We start from the raw sequence: 14481 nt of genomic DNA, 5'->3' as shown, positions 1-14481 counted from the left end.
GGCAATGTATACGCGAAGCGGCTGAAATCCGCACTCCTGACCGAGAGACTGCATTTGTGTATACACTGAGGGAATGAGCTCCGTCGCCGATCGCATCACCGCGAGCGATCGAGCGCACGCGGCGCTGCTGGACGAGATCCAATCCGGCGCCCTCCCCGCCGGCTCCGTGCTCGGCGAGGTCGAACAGGCCGCCCGCCTCGGCATCAGCCGCACGCCGATGCGCGAGGCGCTCCGCCGCCTCGCGGCAGACGGCCTCGTCGTGCAGCAGTCGCCGAGGGTCACGGTGGTGGCCGACCTGGATGCCGACGACATCCGCGCGCTGTTCGAGATCCGCCGCGCGCTCGAGGAGACCTCCGCGCGTCTCGCCGCACAGAGGGGTGACGCCGCGCTCTTCGCCGCGCTCGCCGACGAGTTCGCGCACGTCGACCTCGCCGCCGTCGAAGGGCGCGACGCCTACTACGCCCTCATCGCCCGCTTCGACGCGGCTCTCGACAGTGCCGTCGACAACGACTACATCGCCTCGGCTCTGCGTACCGTGCGCACCCATCTCGTGCGCGTGCGCCGCATGGCCCGCGACAAGCCCGCTCGCCTCGCCGCCTCCGCCGCCGAGCATCGCACGATCGCCGCAGCACTCGGTGCCCGTGACGGCGACCTCGCCGCCCACGCCACGCACGTGCACCTGCACAACGCGCTCGCCGGCATCCTCGACTCCCTGTCAGCCAACCCCGAAGGTGTGAAATGACCGTCACCCACCACGTCCGCGTCCACCGCAGCGACGAGAACCTCGCCCGAGAAGACCAGCTCGCCTGGAAGATCGCCGAGGTCGCCGCAGACCCGGTCGAGGTCGAGCAGGACGTCGTCGACATGATCATCAACCGCATCATCGACAACGCGTCGGTCGCCGCGGCATCGCTCACCCGCGGCCCCATCAACGCGGCCCGCGCGCAGGCGTTCAGCCACCCCGTCTCGACCGGCGGCATCGGTGCCACGGTCTTCGGCGCCGCTCTCGACCACCGCACCAGCCCCGAATGGGCGGCGTGGGCCAACGGCGTCGCCGTGCGCGAGCTCGACTACCACGACACCTTCCTCGCGGCCGAGTACTCGCACCCGGGTGACAACATCCCGCCGATCCTCGCCGTCGCCCAGCACGTGCAGGCCGACGGCCGCGCGCTGCTCCGAGGCATCGCCACCGGCTACGAGATCCAGATGGACCTCGTGCGCGCGATCTGCCTGCACAAGCACAAGATCGATCACGTCGCCCACCTCGGCCCGTCGGCCGCCGCCGGCATCGGCACCCTGCTCGGCCTCGACGTCGAGACGATCTATCAGGCCGTCGGCCAGGGGCTGCACACCACGACAGCCACGCGTCAGAGCCGCAAGGGCGAGATCTCGACCTGGAAGGCCCATGCCCCGGCCTTCGCGGGCAAGCTCGCGGTCGAGGCGGTCGACCGTGCGATGCGCGGCCAGACGAGCCCCGCCCCGATCTACGAGGGTGAAGACGGCGTGATCGCGTGGATGCTCGACGGCAAGGATGCCGCCTACGAGGTGCCGCTGCCTGCCGCGGGAGAGGCGAAGCGCGCGATCCTCGACTCGTACACGAAGGAGCACTCGGCCGAGTACCAGGCGCAGGCATGGATCGACCTCGCCCGCAAGCTGGGCACCGAGAACCCGGCGCTGCGCGATCCCGCCAACATCGACGCGATCGTGCTGCACACCAGCCACCACACGCACTACGTGATCGGCTCGGGGGCGAACGACCCGCAGAAGTACGACCCGACGGCATCGCGCGAGACGCTCGACCACTCGATCCCGTACATCTTCGCGGTCGCGCTGCAGGACGGCGGGTGGCACCACGTCGACTCGTACACCCCCGAGCGGGCCGGTCGCCAAGACACCGTCGCGCTGTGGCACAAGATCACCACGGCCGAGGACGCCGAGTGGACGCGCCGCTACCACTCGGAGGACCCCGACGTGAAGGCGTTCGGCGGTCGCGTCGAGTTCCGCCTCACCGACGGCACGACCGTGACCGACGAGATCGCCGTCGCCGACGCGCATCCGCTCGGCGCCCGTCCGTTCGCGCGCGACAACTACATCGCGAAGTTCCGCCTGCTGGCTGAGCCCGTGCTGGAGTCGGCCGAGATCGAGCGCTTCCTCGAGCTGGTGCAGCGTCTGCCCGAGCTCACGGCCGCCGAGGTCGGCGAGCTGTCGATCATCGCGAAGCCCGGAGTCCTCGAGGGCGCGGACGCTCCGAAGGGTCTGTTCTGATGCTGTACTCCCACGTCACCCCGGCCGAGAAGCGCCGTCTGTTCCGCGAGCGGCTCGCGAGCGGCGAGCTGCTGCAGTTCCCCGGTGCGTTCAATCCGCTGAGCGCCCGGCTGATCGAGCAGAAGGGCTTCGACGGGGTCTACATCTCGGGCGCGGTGCTCTCTGCCGACCTCGGCGTGCCCGACATCGGCCTCACCACGCTGACCGAGGTCGCCGGACGCGCGAAGCAGATCGCACGGATGACCGACATCCCCGCGATCGTCGACGCCGACACCGGCTTCGGCGAGCCGCTGAACGTCGCCCGCACGATTCAGGAACTCGAAGACGCGGGCCTCGCCGGCACGCACATCGAAGACCAGATCAACCCGAAGCGCTGTGGTCACCTCGACGGCAAGAGCGTGGTCGACGAACGCACCGCGATCCGACGCATCCGCGCTGCCGCCGACGCCCGACGTGACCCGAACTTCCTCATCATGGCCCGCACCGACATCCGCGCGGTCGAGGGACTCGACTCTGCGATCGACCGCGCGAAGGCGTTGGTGGATGCCGGAGCCGATGCCGTCTTCCCCGAGGCGATGCGCACTCTCGCCGAGTTCGAGGCGATGGCGGATGCTCTCGACGTGCCGATCCTCGCCAACATGACCGAGTTCGGCAAGAGCGACCTGTTCTCGGTCGACCAGCTGCGGGATGCCGGCGTGAACATGGTGATCTGGCCCGTCTCGCTGTTGCGCATCGCGATGGGCGCGGCGGGCCGCGCGCTCGATACGCTGAGCGAGGAGGGGCACCTCACCTCGAAGCTCGGTGAGATGCAGCACCGTGCCGATCTCTACGACCTGATCGACTACGAGTCCTACACGCGGTTCGACTCGGGCGTCGCAGGCTTCACCGTCACGAAGGAGTGAGCATGACCGAGCCGGACATCAAGAAGGGCCTCGCGGGCGTCGTCGTCGACACGACGGCGATCTCGAAGGTCAACCCCGAGACGAACAGCCTGCTCTACCGCGGCTACCCCGTGCAGGAGCTGGCGGCGACGCAGCCGTTCGAGGCGGTCGCGTACCTGCTGTGGCACGGCGAGCTGCCGACGTTCGAAGAACTGGCTGCCTTCCGGGCGCAGGAGCGCCCGCACCGCGCGCTGACCGAGAACGTCAAGACGGCGATCGATCTGATCCCGCTCGAGGCGCACCCGATGGACGAGGTGCGCACGGCCGTGAGCCTGATCGGCGCCTCCGACACGAACGCCGGCGGATCGGTGCTCGACGCCGGCGGCAGCCCCGAGGAGAACCTCGAGCGCAGCATCCGCCTCTTCGCCGCCCTTCCCGCGATCGTCGCCTACGGCCAGCGTCGCCGCCGCGGCGAGGAGCCGATCGAGCCTCGCGACGACCTCGACTACTCGGCGAACTTCCTCTGGATGACGTTCGGCGAGGAGCCCGACCCGGTCGTCGTCGACGCGTTCAACCGCTCGATGATCCTCTACGCGGAGCACTCGTTCAACGCCTCGACCTTCACGGCCCGCGTGATCACGTCGACTCTCAGTGACCTGTACTCGGCCGTGGTCGGAGCGATCGGCGCGCTCAAGGGCCCGCTGCACGGCGGTGCCAACGAGGCCGTGCTGCACATCTTCGACGAGATCGGCGAGGCGTCCAACGTCGTGCCGTGGCTGGATGAGGCGCTGGCAGAGAAGCGCAAGATCATGGGCTTCGGCCACCGGGTCTACAAGAGCGGCGACTCGCGCGTACCCACCATGAAGGCCGCGCTCGACACACTCGTCGAGCACTACGACAAGCCAGAGGTGGCAGAGCTCTACGACGTCCTCGAGTCGGAGTTCGTCGCGCGCAAGGGCATCTACCCGAACCTCGACTACCCGTCGGGCCCGGCCTACAACCTGATCGGCTTCGACACCCTCACCTTCACGCCGCTGTTCGTCGCGGCGCGGGTGACGGGGTGGACGGCGCACGTGATCGAGCAGGCGGGCGCCAACGCGCTCATCCGTCCGCTGTCGTTCTACGACGGCGTCGACGAGCGGCACGTCGAGAGCTGACACGGCCCTCCGCGTTGGAATCGCGCAAATGACCCTGTTCCGCGAGGGAACAGGGTCATTCACGCGATTCGAAACTCCCCGGGACAGGGTTGCCCCGATGCGGGACTAAGCCAGCTCGATCACCGACCATGACAGCGGCGGGAGCGTCGCGCGCACCGCGCCGTCGACGACCTCGGCACCGGCCAGCGGCACCATGTGCACGGCATCCTGCGTGGTCTCGAGGTTCGCGGTGTGGCGGTCTCCGCCCTCGGGAATGGTCAGCGTCTCGGCGTTCACGACGCGCAGACCGGTGAGTCCGCGGAGTTCGACCGTCAGGTCGCTCTCCTCGTCGAGCGAGCGGTTCGCGACGAAGACGACGACGCGTCCGGTCTCCTCGTCCCAGGTGGCCGCGGCATCGACCGCGTCGACCCCGCCGTAGCGCTTGGTCTCGATCTGCGGCGCCGACACCGCGAGGCGCAGGATGCGGCCCTTCGCGAGACGGGCCATGCGCTCGAAGGGCCAGAAGCTCGTCTGACGCCAGGCCGGACCGTTCTCCTCCGAGCGGATCGGCGCGATCACGTTCACGAGCTGCGCCTGGTTGGCGATCTTCACGCGGTCACCGTGACGCAGCAGGCTGTTGAGCAGCGTGCCCACGACGACGGCATCCGTCACGTTGTAGGTGTCTTCGATCAGGCGCGGATGCTTCTTCCACCCGGCCTTCGCGATCTCGACCGACTCGATGTCGTTGAACTTCACCTGGTCCCACACGTTCCACTCGTCGAACGAGATGTCGACCTGCTTGGTGTGCTTTCCCGCGGCCTTGACGGCGTCGATGGTCGCGATGACGCCGTCGATGAACGCATCCATGTCGACCGACTCCGCGAGGAACGACTCGGCGTCGTCGTCGTGCTCCTGGTAGTACGCGTGCATCGAGATGAAGTCGACCTCGTCGTACGCGTGGGTCAGAACCGTGTTCTCCCAGGTGCCGAACGTCGGCATCGATCGGCCGGACGAGCCGACCGCGACGAGCTCGATCGTCGGGTCGACGAGCTTCATGGCTTTGGCCGACTCCTGGGCGAGGCGGCCGTACTCGGTCGCGGTCTTGCCGCCGATCTGCCACGGTCCGTCGAGCTCGTTGCCCAGGCACCACAGCTTGATGTCGAACGGCTTCTCGGCGCCGTTCCTACGACGCAGGTCCGACCAGTAGGTGCCGCTGGGGTGGTTCGCGTACTCGACGAGCGACCGCGCCTCTTCGACGCCGCGGGTGCCGAGGTTGATGGCCTCCATGACCTCGACGTCGGCCTCCTTCGCCCAGTCCATGAACTCGTGCAGACCGAACGCGTTGGTCTCGATCGTGTGCCAGGCGCCGTCGATGCGCACGGGGCGATCCTCGACGGGGCCGACCCCGTCTTCCCAGCGGTAGCCCGAGACGAAGTTGCCCCCGGGGTAGCGGACCACGGTCGGACCCATCTCCTTCACCAGGGCGAGCACGTCCTGACGGAAGCCGCGCTCGTCGGCCTGCGGGTGCCCCGGTTCGTAGATTCCGGTGTACACGCAGCGCCCCATGTGCTCGACGAACGACCCGAAGAGCCTCCGGGGGACGTCGGCGATGGTGAAGTCGCGGTCGATGGTGATGCGGGCCTGAGACATTGCTCTCCTAGATTTCTGGCTCTCGAGCCGGGTGGGGGACTACTGACCGCCGAAGCCGCTGGTCGCGACTCCCTTGACGATCTGCTTCTGGAAGATGATGAACACGATGATCAGCGGCAGTGCCGCGAGCACGGCCTGTGCCATGACCTGCGCGTACTGCACGCCGTAGGCGCTGATGACCGTCTGGAGTCCGACCGGCAGCGTCATCAGCGTGGTGTCGTTGATGACGAGGAACGGCCAGAGGAAGTTGTTCCACGCGCCGATGAACACGAAGATCGCGACGGATGCCAGGATCGGCCGCGAGAGCGGCAGCACGATCGACCAGAAGATGCGCAGGCGACTGGCGCCGTCGACGCGCGCCGCATCTTCGAGCTCGATCGGGATCGCGTCGAAGAAGCGCTTCAGGATGAACACCATCGCCGGGGCGACGACCTGCGGCAGGATCAGACCCCAGTAGGTGTCGATCATGTTGAACGCGAGCATCTCGTAGAACAGCGGGATGATCAGCACCTGGGGCGGCACGACGATCGAGGCGATGATGACCACGAACAGCCATCTGCGACCGGTGAAGTCGAGCCGTGAGAACGCGTAGGCGGCCAGGGCCGAGATCGTCAGCGTGATCAGGGTGACGGCGATCGACGTCCACAGGCTGTTGAACGCCCAGGTGTAGACGTTGCCCTGCGACAGGATCGCCGCGAAGGCCTCGACGGTCGGGCCCGAGGCGCCGATCCATGACGGGTCGCCGCTGGCGGCATCCGTCTCGGTCTTGAAGGCGGTCGCGACCGCCCAGAGGAACGGCAGCAGCCAGCCGACGGCCAGGATGATCAGCACGACGAGGGCGCTGATGCGCAGCGCACCGAACGGCTTCTGACCCGGCAGGTGCGAGCGGCGGGCTCGCGCCGGCTTGGCGGTGGTGATGGTCTCGGTGAGTGTGGCGGTGGACATCACAGCTGCGACTCCTTCCGGCGGCGCATGATCAGAGCCTGCGCGACGCCGATGATGACGATGAGAGCGAAGAACACGTAGGAGATCGCGGCCGAGTAGCCGAATCGGTAGCTGACGAAGCCGGCCTCGTAGATGTACTGGACGATCGAGCGGGTGGTGTCGCTCGCGACCCCGCCGAGCATCTGGTACGCCTGGTCGAAGAGCTTCAGCGATGCCAGGATCTGCAGGATCAGGATCAGCACGGTCGCCGGTCCCAGCTGGGGGAGCGTGATCGACCAGAACTGCCGCCACGGGCCCGCGCCGTCGAGCGATGCGGCCTCGTACTGCTGCGGCGGGATGTTCTGCATCGCGGCGAGATAGAGAAGGAAGTTGAATCCGACCGTCCACCAGATGGTGGCGATGACGATCGACAGCATGTTGGTGTCGGGGTTCTGCAGCCAGGCCAGCGGCTCGAGGCCGAAGAACTCGAGGATGTTGTTGGCCGCGCCGATCTGCGGGTTGAAGATCCAGACCCAGATCTGCGAGATGACGGTCGAGGCCAGCAGATACGGCATGAAGAACGACAGACGCCACAGCCACTGGCCGGGGATGCCGCGGTCGACGAGCGCCGCCATGAGCAGCGCGATCACGACGAGCGGCACGGTCGACAGCAGCGTGAACCACACCGTGTTGCCCATCGACTGCCACATCTTGGGGTCGGCGAGCGCCTCGGCATAGTTCGCGAAGCCGATGAAGGATCCGCCTGCCCCGGTGAGCGACTGATCGGTGAAGCTGAGGATGACGCCGTGCACGATCGGCCAGACGAGGAACAGCGCGAAGGCGATGAGGAACGGGGCCAGGAACGCCCAGCTGATGAGCTGCTCGCGGTTGCGGGAGCCTGCGCGCCGGATCGGCAGTGCGGCCTTGGAGCCGGTGACGATGGTGCGGGTGGAGTCGGTCGCCGTGGTCATGATGCGAACGTCCCCTCGGGGTCGGCCGGGTTCGGCTGGCGGAGCAGCGTGTTGACTCGGGCCTCGAAGCGGTCGATCGCGGCGGCGGGGTCGTCGCCCGAGAGCAGGACCCCCTGCACGGCGGCGCCGAACTCGCCCTGGAAGCTCGACCCCGAGCCGGTGAACCACGCGGTGGGGTCGTAGACGACGTGCTGCGCGGCCTCGGCGTAGTTGGCCTGGGGAATGAGGTCGGCGTACTCGGGCGATTCGGTGACCGGGAGGAATGCAGGGATGTGCCCGGCCTCGGCCCACCCGAACGAGCCCTTCAGCATGTCGGCGACGAACCGGTAGGTCAGGTCGCGCTTCGCGGGATCGGCGTTGGTCTGATGCGGCAGCACGAACGAGTGCGAGTCGGCGTAGACCGCCGGCGTGCCGAACAGTGTGGGGATCATGGTGGCATCCAGGGGCAGTTCGGCCGCCTGCATCGTGCGCAGCTCCCACACGCCGGTGAAGAACATGCCGCTCTTGCCGGTCGCGAACTCGGCGACCGCGCTGCCGTAATCGGCCTGCGCGAGAGCGATCTCGCCGTCGAGGAGGGTGCGCATGAGCGAGAGCGACTCGACCGCGGCATCCTTGTCGATCACGGCCTTGCCGCCGGCGGGCAGCTCCATCGCGCCGCCGTGCTGCGAGTAGAACGTGTAGAAGAGGCGCCACATCTGGGCGCCGTCGCCGAGGTAGCCGTACGAGAGGGCGTGGCCCTCGGCCTTGCCGCCGATGGCGCGCAGCTGGTCGAGGAACTCGTCTGGAGACGACGTCGCGAGCAGCCGCCCGTCGCTGTCGAGCACGCCCGCCGCATCGCAGATGTCGGTGTTGAACATCGCCACGAACGGATGCGCGTCGAGCGCGATGCTGTACATGTTCTCGCCGACGAAGCCCTTCTCCCAGATGGGCTTCGGGAACTTCGTGCTGTCGACGCCGAGGTCGGCCAGACGGTCGAGATCCCACGTGTCGAGCAGTCCGCCCGGGGCCCAGCCCACGGTGCGGGTCGCGTGCATGATCGCGACGTCGGGGGCACGGCCACCTGCGCCCGCCATCGCGAGCTTCGTGTAGTACGGGGTTCCCCAAGCGAGGACGGTGGGGCGGATGCGGTAGTCGCTCTGCGCCGAGTTCGCGGTGTCGAGCAGCTGCGACATGGTCACGCCGTCGCCGCCCGAGAGGAGATGCCAGAACTGCAGGGTCGTCGTGTTCGAGCCGGGGACGGCTCCGGGGGCGCAGCCGGCGAGCAGAGCTGCGGCGGCCGTGACGGAGGCGGCAGTCAGGAACTGCCGCCTGGACATATCGAGCGGGGGCGTCATCGTCACTCCTTCGTGACTGCGGGCGGGATCGAGGTACATCATTACATCGATGTAATCGAGCGCGCAAGAGCGACCCTGATGCATCCGCGGCCTTGCGGCTCGACACGGCACGAACTGCAACCGGAACGTGCAGGTTTGGGTATCTGAGCGGCTGAGTGGCTGCTCAGCAGCGTGCGTCAGGGGCGGTAGCCGCGCGGGGTGCCCCGCGTGCTGTCGCGCTCGAGCAGGTGATGCGAGAGCGTGAGCGCCCGGGGCGGGGCTCCGCGATCGTCCATCCGCGACTCGAGCAGGCCCAGCGCCGCATCGGCGAAGGCTCGTCGGTCGAAGGCGATCGTCGTGAGCGACGGCGACGTGTACCGCGAGAACTCGACGTCGTCGAAGCCCGTCACGATCACGTCGCCGGGCACGCTCACGCCGTGGTCGTGCAGGGCGTGCAGAGCGCCGAGCGCCAGCGAATCGGTGAAGGCGACGATCGCGTCGAAGGCCACGCCCCGTCGGAACAGCGTCTCGACGCCATCCGCTCCACCGGTCATCGACCAGGGCATCGGGTTGATCTCGAGCGCGGTGTCGCGCGGGATGCCGGCCTCACGGAGCGCGTCGTGCACGCCCTCGAGGCGCAGACGGCTGGTCGCCGTGGCGACCGACGGGTCGTCGTCGGCGCCGATCACCGCGATGCGAGTCGCCCCGCGAGAGAGCGCATGCCGCGTCATATCGGCGGCTGCCCGACGGCTGTCGATGCGCACGTGGTCGGCCCTGTTCTGCTCGACCTCGCCGAGCACGACGAGCGGCGGCAGGCGGTCGGCATACTTCAGCACGCTGTCTTCGAGACGGATGGGGTTGAGGATCAGGCCGTCGACGAGGTGGGCTCGCGCACGGGAGACGAGCTCCTTCTCGCGATCGGGATCGGTCGCGGTCTCCTCGATCTGCACGGCGAGTCCTCGCTCGTGAGCCGCATCGACCAGGCGATGCATGAGCTCGGCCGAGAACGCGGTGGCGAGATCGGGAAGCGCCACGGCGATGATGCCGGAGCGACCTTTGCGGAGGCCACGCGCGCTGAGGTTGGGCACGAAGTCGAGCTGCGCCATCGCCGCCTCGACCCTGACGCGTGTCTCCTCGCGCACGGCGACGGTGCCGGTGACGACGTTCGAGACGGTCTTGGGCGAGACGCCTGCCAGCGCGGCGACGTCTTTCATCGTCGCGCGGGGCGGCATCGTCGCTGTCATCCGGTCAGCCTATCCATCACACCGCGCAGCGGTCACTACATCGTTGTACGCGCGGGAGCGCTGACTAACATGGCGCCATGACCATCGAACGCAACTGGGCAGGCAACCTCACGTACAGCGCGACCTCCGTCGAGCATCCGGCCTCGATCGAGGAGCTGAAGGCACTGCTCGCCCAGGGCGGTGCGGTGCGCATCCTCGGTTCACGCCACTGCTTCAACGACATCGCCGACACCGACGGGGTGCTCATCGCCCTCGACCGGCTGCCCGTCGTGTTCGAGATCAACGACGCCCGCGACGCGGTGCGCGTCTCGGGGGGTCTGCGGTACGGCGACATCGCGCCGCGACTCGGGGCGGAGGGGCTGGCGCTCGCGAACCTCGCCTCGCTGCCGCACATCTCGATCGCGGGAGCCGTCGCCACCGGGACGCACGGGTCGGGCGACGTGACGGGGTCGCTGGCGACCGCGGTGCGTGCACTCACGATCATCACCCCCGTCGGCGAGACGCGCACGCTCTCGCGTGGCGACGCGGACTTCGACGGTGCGGTCGTGAGTCTCGGGGCACTCGGCGCCGTCGTCGACGTGACGCTCGATGTCGAGCCGACCTATGACGTCGCGCAGCACGTGTTCGAGCATCCGTCGTGGGATGCGATCCTCGCCGACTTCGACGAGGTCACGGGAATCGGGACGAGTGTCAGCATCTTCTCGACCTGGACCCGCACCGACATCGCCGACCAGATCTGGGTCAAGCAGCGCCACCCCGAGGCGCACGAGCTCGTGCGAGACGACCTCTTCGAGCGGCTCGGTGCGGAGCCGGCGGCGAGCAAACGCCATCCGATCCTCGGCGTCGATCCCGTCGCCTGCACCGAGCAGCTCGGCGAGCCGGGGCCGTGGTTCGAGCGCCTGGCCCACTTCAAGCTGGAGTTCACGCCGTCGGCCGGCGCCGAGATCCAGAGCGAGTACCTCGTGCCGCGTGCCGATGCGGTCGCCGCGATCCAGGCCGTGCGCACGCTCGCAGGTCAGATCGCCCCGTTGCTGCTCGTGAACGAGATCCGCACGGTCGCCGCCGATCAGCTGTGGCTGAGCTCGTCGCACGACACGGATGCCGTCGGCATCCACTTCACCTGGAAGCCCGACGAGGCGGCGGTGCGCGAGTTCCTGCCGACGCTCGAAGCCCTGCTGCCGGCGACCGCCCGCCCGCACTGGGGCAAGGTGTTCACGCTCGACGCCGCCGAGGTGCGCTCTCGCTACCAGCGGTGGGACGACTTCGCCGCGCTCGCCGCCCGGTTCGACCCGGAGCGCCGGCTCGTGAACCCGTACCTCGAGCGCCTCGGGCTGTAGCGCGATTCATTGCACCACCGTGGTTGTTCTCGGTAACATTCTCCGAGGCTCGGCCGACGGAGGTGCGCATGGTGAACGTCGGTTCCGACAAGCCCAACATCCGTCAGGTCGCGACCATCGCGGGCGTCTCGCACATGACCGTGTCGCGGGTGCTCAACGATCACCCGAACATCAAACCCGACACCAAACGCCGCGTGCTCGAGGCCATCGAAGAGCTCGACTACCGGCCCAACCTCGTCGCCCGAGCGCTGGCGACGCAGCGCACCCGCCGCATCGGCGTGATCGTCGAGAGCGCGGTGGCGCACGGCCCCACGAGCATTCTGCGCGCGGTCGAACTCTCGGCGCGCGCGGCGGGGTATTCGGTCACGCCGATCGCGCTGCACGAGGGCGATGCGCTGTCGCCGCAGGAGGCCGTCGACAACCTGGTCACTCAGGGGGTCGATGCGCTCTGCGTGATCGCGCCGCGCTCGTCGTCGGTGGCGGCCCTCCGCCGCATCGCGATCACGGTGCCGATGCTCGTCGTCAAGGCTGACGCCGACCCGACGTTCCTCACCGTGTCGATCGACCAGCACGCCGGCACGACTCTCGTCGTCGACCATCTCGTCGCACTCGGCCACCGCGACATCCTGCATCTCTCCGGTCCGCTGGACTGGCTCGATGCTCGGGCCAGGGAGCGCGCCTTCCACTCGAGGGCGAAATCGTGGGGTATCCGCGAGCGCCCGATCGTGGTGGGCGACTGGTCTGCCGACTTCGCCTACGACTTCGCCAAGGGCCTCACCCGGCTGCCCGACTACACAGCGATCTTCGCCGCCAACGATGACATGGCGATCGGCCTCATCCACGGGCTGCACGACCGGGGCTTCGAGGTGCCGACCGACCTCAGCGTCGTCGGGTTCGACGACATCCCGCTCGCGCGCCACTTCCTGCCGCCGCTCACGACCGTTCGACAGGACTTCGGCGCACTGGGGGTCTCGGTCGTCGAGATGCTGCGGGCGGCGATCGAGGGCCGCGACATCCCGGCTCTCACCCGCATCCCGACCGAACTCGTGCCCCGTGCATCGTCGGCCGCGCCGCGGGAGGTGCGATGACTCCCGAGCGTGATGCCGAGCCGGTCGTGCGGCTCGAGGGCATCACGGTCGAGTTCCCTGGGGTGCGTGCGCTCGACGACGTCGACTTCCGTCTGTTCGCCGGCGAGGTGCACGCCGTCATGGGAGAGAACGCGGCGGGCAAGTCGACCCTCGTCGGCGTGATCACCGGTACTCATGCACCCGAGGCGGGCACGGTCTTCGTCGACGGCGAACCGCGCCGGTTCTCGGGGGTGGCCGACAGTCGGGCGGCCGGCATCGCCACGGTGTTCCAAGAGGCGCAGCTGAGCCCGAATCTCAGCGTCGCCGAGAACGTGATGCTCGGACGCGAGCGCCGCGGGCGCTTCGGCATCGACTGGAAGCGTACGAGAGCGGATGCGGCCGAGGCGCTGACCCATCTCGGGCTCGACGATCTCGACCCCAAGACGCCGCTGTCGATGCTCACCCCCGCGCAGAAGCAGCTCGTCGCGCTCGCGCGGGCGGTCGTCGACGAACCACGGGTACTGGTGCTCGACGAGCCGACATCGAGCCTCGACGTCGCCGAGGTCGCAACGCTCATGCGGGTCATCCGCGGGCTCCGGCAGCGGGGCGTCGCGATCCTGTTCATCTCGCACTTCCTCGAGCAGGCGTTCACGATCAGCGACCGTATGACGGTGCTGCGCGGCGGCAGCAGGGTCGGCGAGTACGCCACTCGCGACCTGGATCGCGCCGATCTGATCTCGAAGATGCTCGGCAAGGACATCGACAGCCTCAGAGCGCTCGGCTCGGAGCGCAAGGCGCACCACTACTCGACAGACGGACAGCCCGCGCTGCAGGCATCCGACATCGGTCGGCGGGGTGAGCTGGAACAGATGGACATCGAGATCCAGCGGGGCGAGATCGTGGGGCTCGCGGGCCTGCGGGGATCCGGGCGGACCGAGGTGGCCTCGCTTCTGAGCGGCACCGTCCGTGCCGACAGCGGCGTGCTCTGGATCGACGGCGAGCAGGTGCAGCTGCGCAACCCGTCGGTCGCGCTGCGGCATCGCATCGCTCTGTCCGCCGAGAATCGGGGCACGCAGGGGATCATCGGCGAGCTCACGGCGAGGCAGAACATGATCCTCTCGCTGCAGGCTCTGCGCGGATGGTCGCGTCCCCTCGCGCAGGCGGAGGAGTCGGCACTGGTGGAGACCTACGTCGAAGCGCTGCACCTGGACCCCGCGGATCTGGATCGCCCGGTCGGGCTGCTCTCCGGCGGCACCCAGCAGAAGGTCCTGCTCGCGCGCGCGCTGGCCGTGCGTCCGCACGTCCTGATCCTCGACGAGCCGACGCGCGGCATCGACATCGCCGCGAAACTCGACGTGCAGAGGCGCATCAGCCAGCTGGCGGGTGACGGCGTCGCGGTGGTCTTCATCTCGTCGGAGCTCGAAGAGGTCGTGCGGCTGAGCGACCGGATCATCGTGCTGAAAGACCGCGAGAAGATCGGCGAGCTCAGCAACGGGCCGGGCGTCACCGTCGACACGGTGGTCGAGATGATCGCCGCCGAGCTGAGTCACAGTGCCGAACTGTGATCGGTAACAAGGTTCGGGCGCTCTGATTCGACCGACTTTACGATGAAGTCTTGTGTTCCAGAAAATGTTCCCGGTAACATCACCGCAGGGCATGCGGTGCAGGTGTCCTGCAATCACGACAGGACCAT

General features: G+C 68.3%; 12 protein-coding genes. 7 read left to right on the top strand and 5 right to left on the bottom strand.

Annotation, left to right across the window (positions count from 1 at the left end):
* Positions 1-73 precede the first annotated feature (73 nt).
* Genes ACTJKH_RS13390 through ACTJKH_RS13375 form a run of 4 tightly spaced genes read left to right on the top strand, consistent with a single transcriptional unit; the run spans position 74 to position 4303 of the window.
* Positions 74-742: a GntR family transcriptional regulator gene (locus ACTJKH_RS13390; protein ID WP_440737323.1), complete on the top strand. Its 669-nt coding sequence runs from the start codon at positions 74-76 to the stop codon at positions 740-742.
* Positions 739-2265 (top strand): MmgE/PrpD family protein, encoded by a 1527-nt coding sequence (locus ACTJKH_RS13385; protein WP_440737322.1) that lies wholly within the window; start codon positions 739-741, stop codon positions 2263-2265. Before ACTJKH_RS13390 ends, ACTJKH_RS13385 begins: the two co-directional genes overlap by 4 nt.
* Positions 2265-3167, top strand: coding sequence for a methylisocitrate lyase (gene prpB / locus ACTJKH_RS13380; protein ID WP_210096019.1), 903 nt, complete (start codon positions 2265-2267; stop codon positions 3165-3167). Before ACTJKH_RS13385 ends, prpB begins: the two co-directional genes overlap by 1 nt.
* Before the next feature lie 2 nt (positions 3168-3169).
* Positions 3170-4303, top strand: a complete 1134-nt coding sequence (locus tag ACTJKH_RS13375) for a bifunctional 2-methylcitrate synthase/citrate synthase (RefSeq protein WP_440737321.1) — start codon at positions 3170-3172, stop codon at positions 4301-4303.
* A gap of 105 nt (positions 4304-4408) precedes the next feature.
* On the opposite strand, the gene arfA is transcribed toward ACTJKH_RS13375, so the two are convergent.
* From arfA to ACTJKH_RS13350, 5 genes are all read right to left on the bottom strand, one after another.
* On the bottom strand, positions 4409-5932 hold the full coding sequence (gene arfA, locus ACTJKH_RS13370) for an arabinosylfuranosidase ArfA (protein ID WP_440737320.1): 1524 nt from the start codon (positions 5930-5932) through the stop codon (positions 4409-4411).
* Between the two features lie 39 nt (positions 5933-5971).
* Positions 5972-6877 (bottom strand): carbohydrate ABC transporter permease, encoded by a 906-nt coding sequence (locus tag ACTJKH_RS13365; protein ID WP_440737319.1) that lies wholly within the window; start codon positions 6875-6877, stop codon positions 5972-5974.
* Positions 6877-7827: a carbohydrate ABC transporter permease gene (locus tag ACTJKH_RS13360; RefSeq protein ID WP_440737318.1), complete on the bottom strand. Its 951-nt coding sequence runs from the start codon at positions 7825-7827 to the stop codon at positions 6877-6879. The genes ACTJKH_RS13365 and ACTJKH_RS13360 overlap by 1 nt, the downstream gene beginning before the upstream one ends.
* Positions 7824-9161: an extracellular solute-binding protein gene (locus tag ACTJKH_RS13355; protein WP_440737317.1), complete on the bottom strand. Its 1338-nt coding sequence runs from the start codon at positions 9159-9161 to the stop codon at positions 7824-7826. The genes ACTJKH_RS13360 and ACTJKH_RS13355 overlap by 4 nt, the downstream gene beginning before the upstream one ends.
* Positions 9162-9337: 176 nt before the next feature.
* Positions 9338-10384, bottom strand: coding sequence for a LacI family DNA-binding transcriptional regulator (locus ACTJKH_RS13350; RefSeq protein ID WP_440737316.1), 1047 nt, complete (start codon positions 10382-10384; stop codon positions 9338-9340).
* Between the two features lie 77 nt (positions 10385-10461).
* On the opposite strand from ACTJKH_RS13350, the gene ACTJKH_RS13345 reads away from it, so the two are divergent.
* The 3 genes from ACTJKH_RS13345 (at position 10462) to ACTJKH_RS13335 (ending at position 14353) form a co-directional block, all read left to right on the top strand.
* Entirely contained in the window at positions 10462-11721 is a 1260-nt protein-coding gene (locus ACTJKH_RS13345) for a D-arabinono-1,4-lactone oxidase (protein WP_440737315.1), read from the top strand.
* A gap of 68 nt (positions 11722-11789) precedes the next feature.
* Positions 11790-12809, top strand: coding sequence for a LacI family DNA-binding transcriptional regulator (locus tag ACTJKH_RS13340; protein WP_210096011.1), 1020 nt, complete (start codon positions 11790-11792; stop codon positions 12807-12809).
* Positions 12806-14353: a sugar ABC transporter ATP-binding protein gene (locus ACTJKH_RS13335; protein ID WP_440737314.1), complete on the top strand. Its 1548-nt coding sequence runs from the start codon at positions 12806-12808 to the stop codon at positions 14351-14353. The genes ACTJKH_RS13340 and ACTJKH_RS13335 overlap by 4 nt, the downstream gene beginning before the upstream one ends.
* Positions 14354-14481 lie beyond the last annotated feature (128 nt).

The organism is Microbacterium sp. 22215, assembly GCF_052045655.1.
In the GTDB taxonomy this organism is placed as follows: Bacteria; Actinomycetota; Actinomycetes; order Actinomycetales; family Microbacteriaceae; genus Microbacterium; species Microbacterium phyllosphaerae.
The sequence above is the reverse complement of the archived record's forward strand: the minus strand, read 5'-3'. Positions and strand labels throughout refer to the sequence as shown.

What these genes read in the sequence shown, in the direction of transcription:
- ACTJKH_RS13390 (WP_440737323.1), top strand. Translation starts at nt 74, where the DNA reads ATGAGCTCCGTCGCCGATCGCATCACCGCGAGCGATCGAGCGCACGCG.
- ACTJKH_RS13385 (WP_440737322.1), top strand. Translation starts at nt 739, where the DNA reads ATGACCGTCACCCACCACGTCCGCGTCCACCGCAGCGACGAGAACCTC.
- prpB (WP_210096019.1), top strand. Translation starts at nt 2,265, where the DNA reads ATGCTGTACTCCCACGTCACCCCGGCCGAGAAGCGCCGTCTGTTCCGC.
- ACTJKH_RS13375 (WP_440737321.1), top strand. Translation starts at nt 3,170, where the DNA reads ATGACCGAGCCGGACATCAAGAAGGGCCTCGCGGGCGTCGTCGTCGAC.
- arfA (WP_440737320.1), bottom strand. Translation starts at nt 5,932, where the DNA reads ATGTCTCAGGCCCGCATCACCATCGACCGCGACTTCACCATCGCCGAC.
- ACTJKH_RS13365 (WP_440737319.1), bottom strand. Translation starts at nt 6,877, where the DNA reads ATGTCCACCGCCACACTCACCGAGACCATCACCACCGCCAAGCCGGCG.
- ACTJKH_RS13360 (WP_440737318.1), bottom strand. Translation starts at nt 7,827, where the DNA reads ATGACCACGGCGACCGACTCCACCCGCACCATCGTCACCGGCTCCAAG.
- ACTJKH_RS13355 (WP_440737317.1), bottom strand. Translation starts at nt 9,161, where the DNA reads ATGACGCCCCCGCTCGATATGTCCAGGCGGCAGTTCCTGACTGCCGCC.
- ACTJKH_RS13350 (WP_440737316.1), bottom strand. Translation starts at nt 10,384, where the DNA reads ATGACAGCGACGATGCCGCCCCGCGCGACGATGAAAGACGTCGCCGCG.
- ACTJKH_RS13345 (WP_440737315.1), top strand. Translation starts at nt 10,462, where the DNA reads ATGACCATCGAACGCAACTGGGCAGGCAACCTCACGTACAGCGCGACC.
- ACTJKH_RS13340 (WP_210096011.1), top strand. Translation starts at nt 11,790, where the DNA reads ATGGTGAACGTCGGTTCCGACAAGCCCAACATCCGTCAGGTCGCGACC.
- ACTJKH_RS13335 (WP_440737314.1), top strand. Translation starts at nt 12,806, where the DNA reads ATGACTCCCGAGCGTGATGCCGAGCCGGTCGTGCGGCTCGAGGGCATC.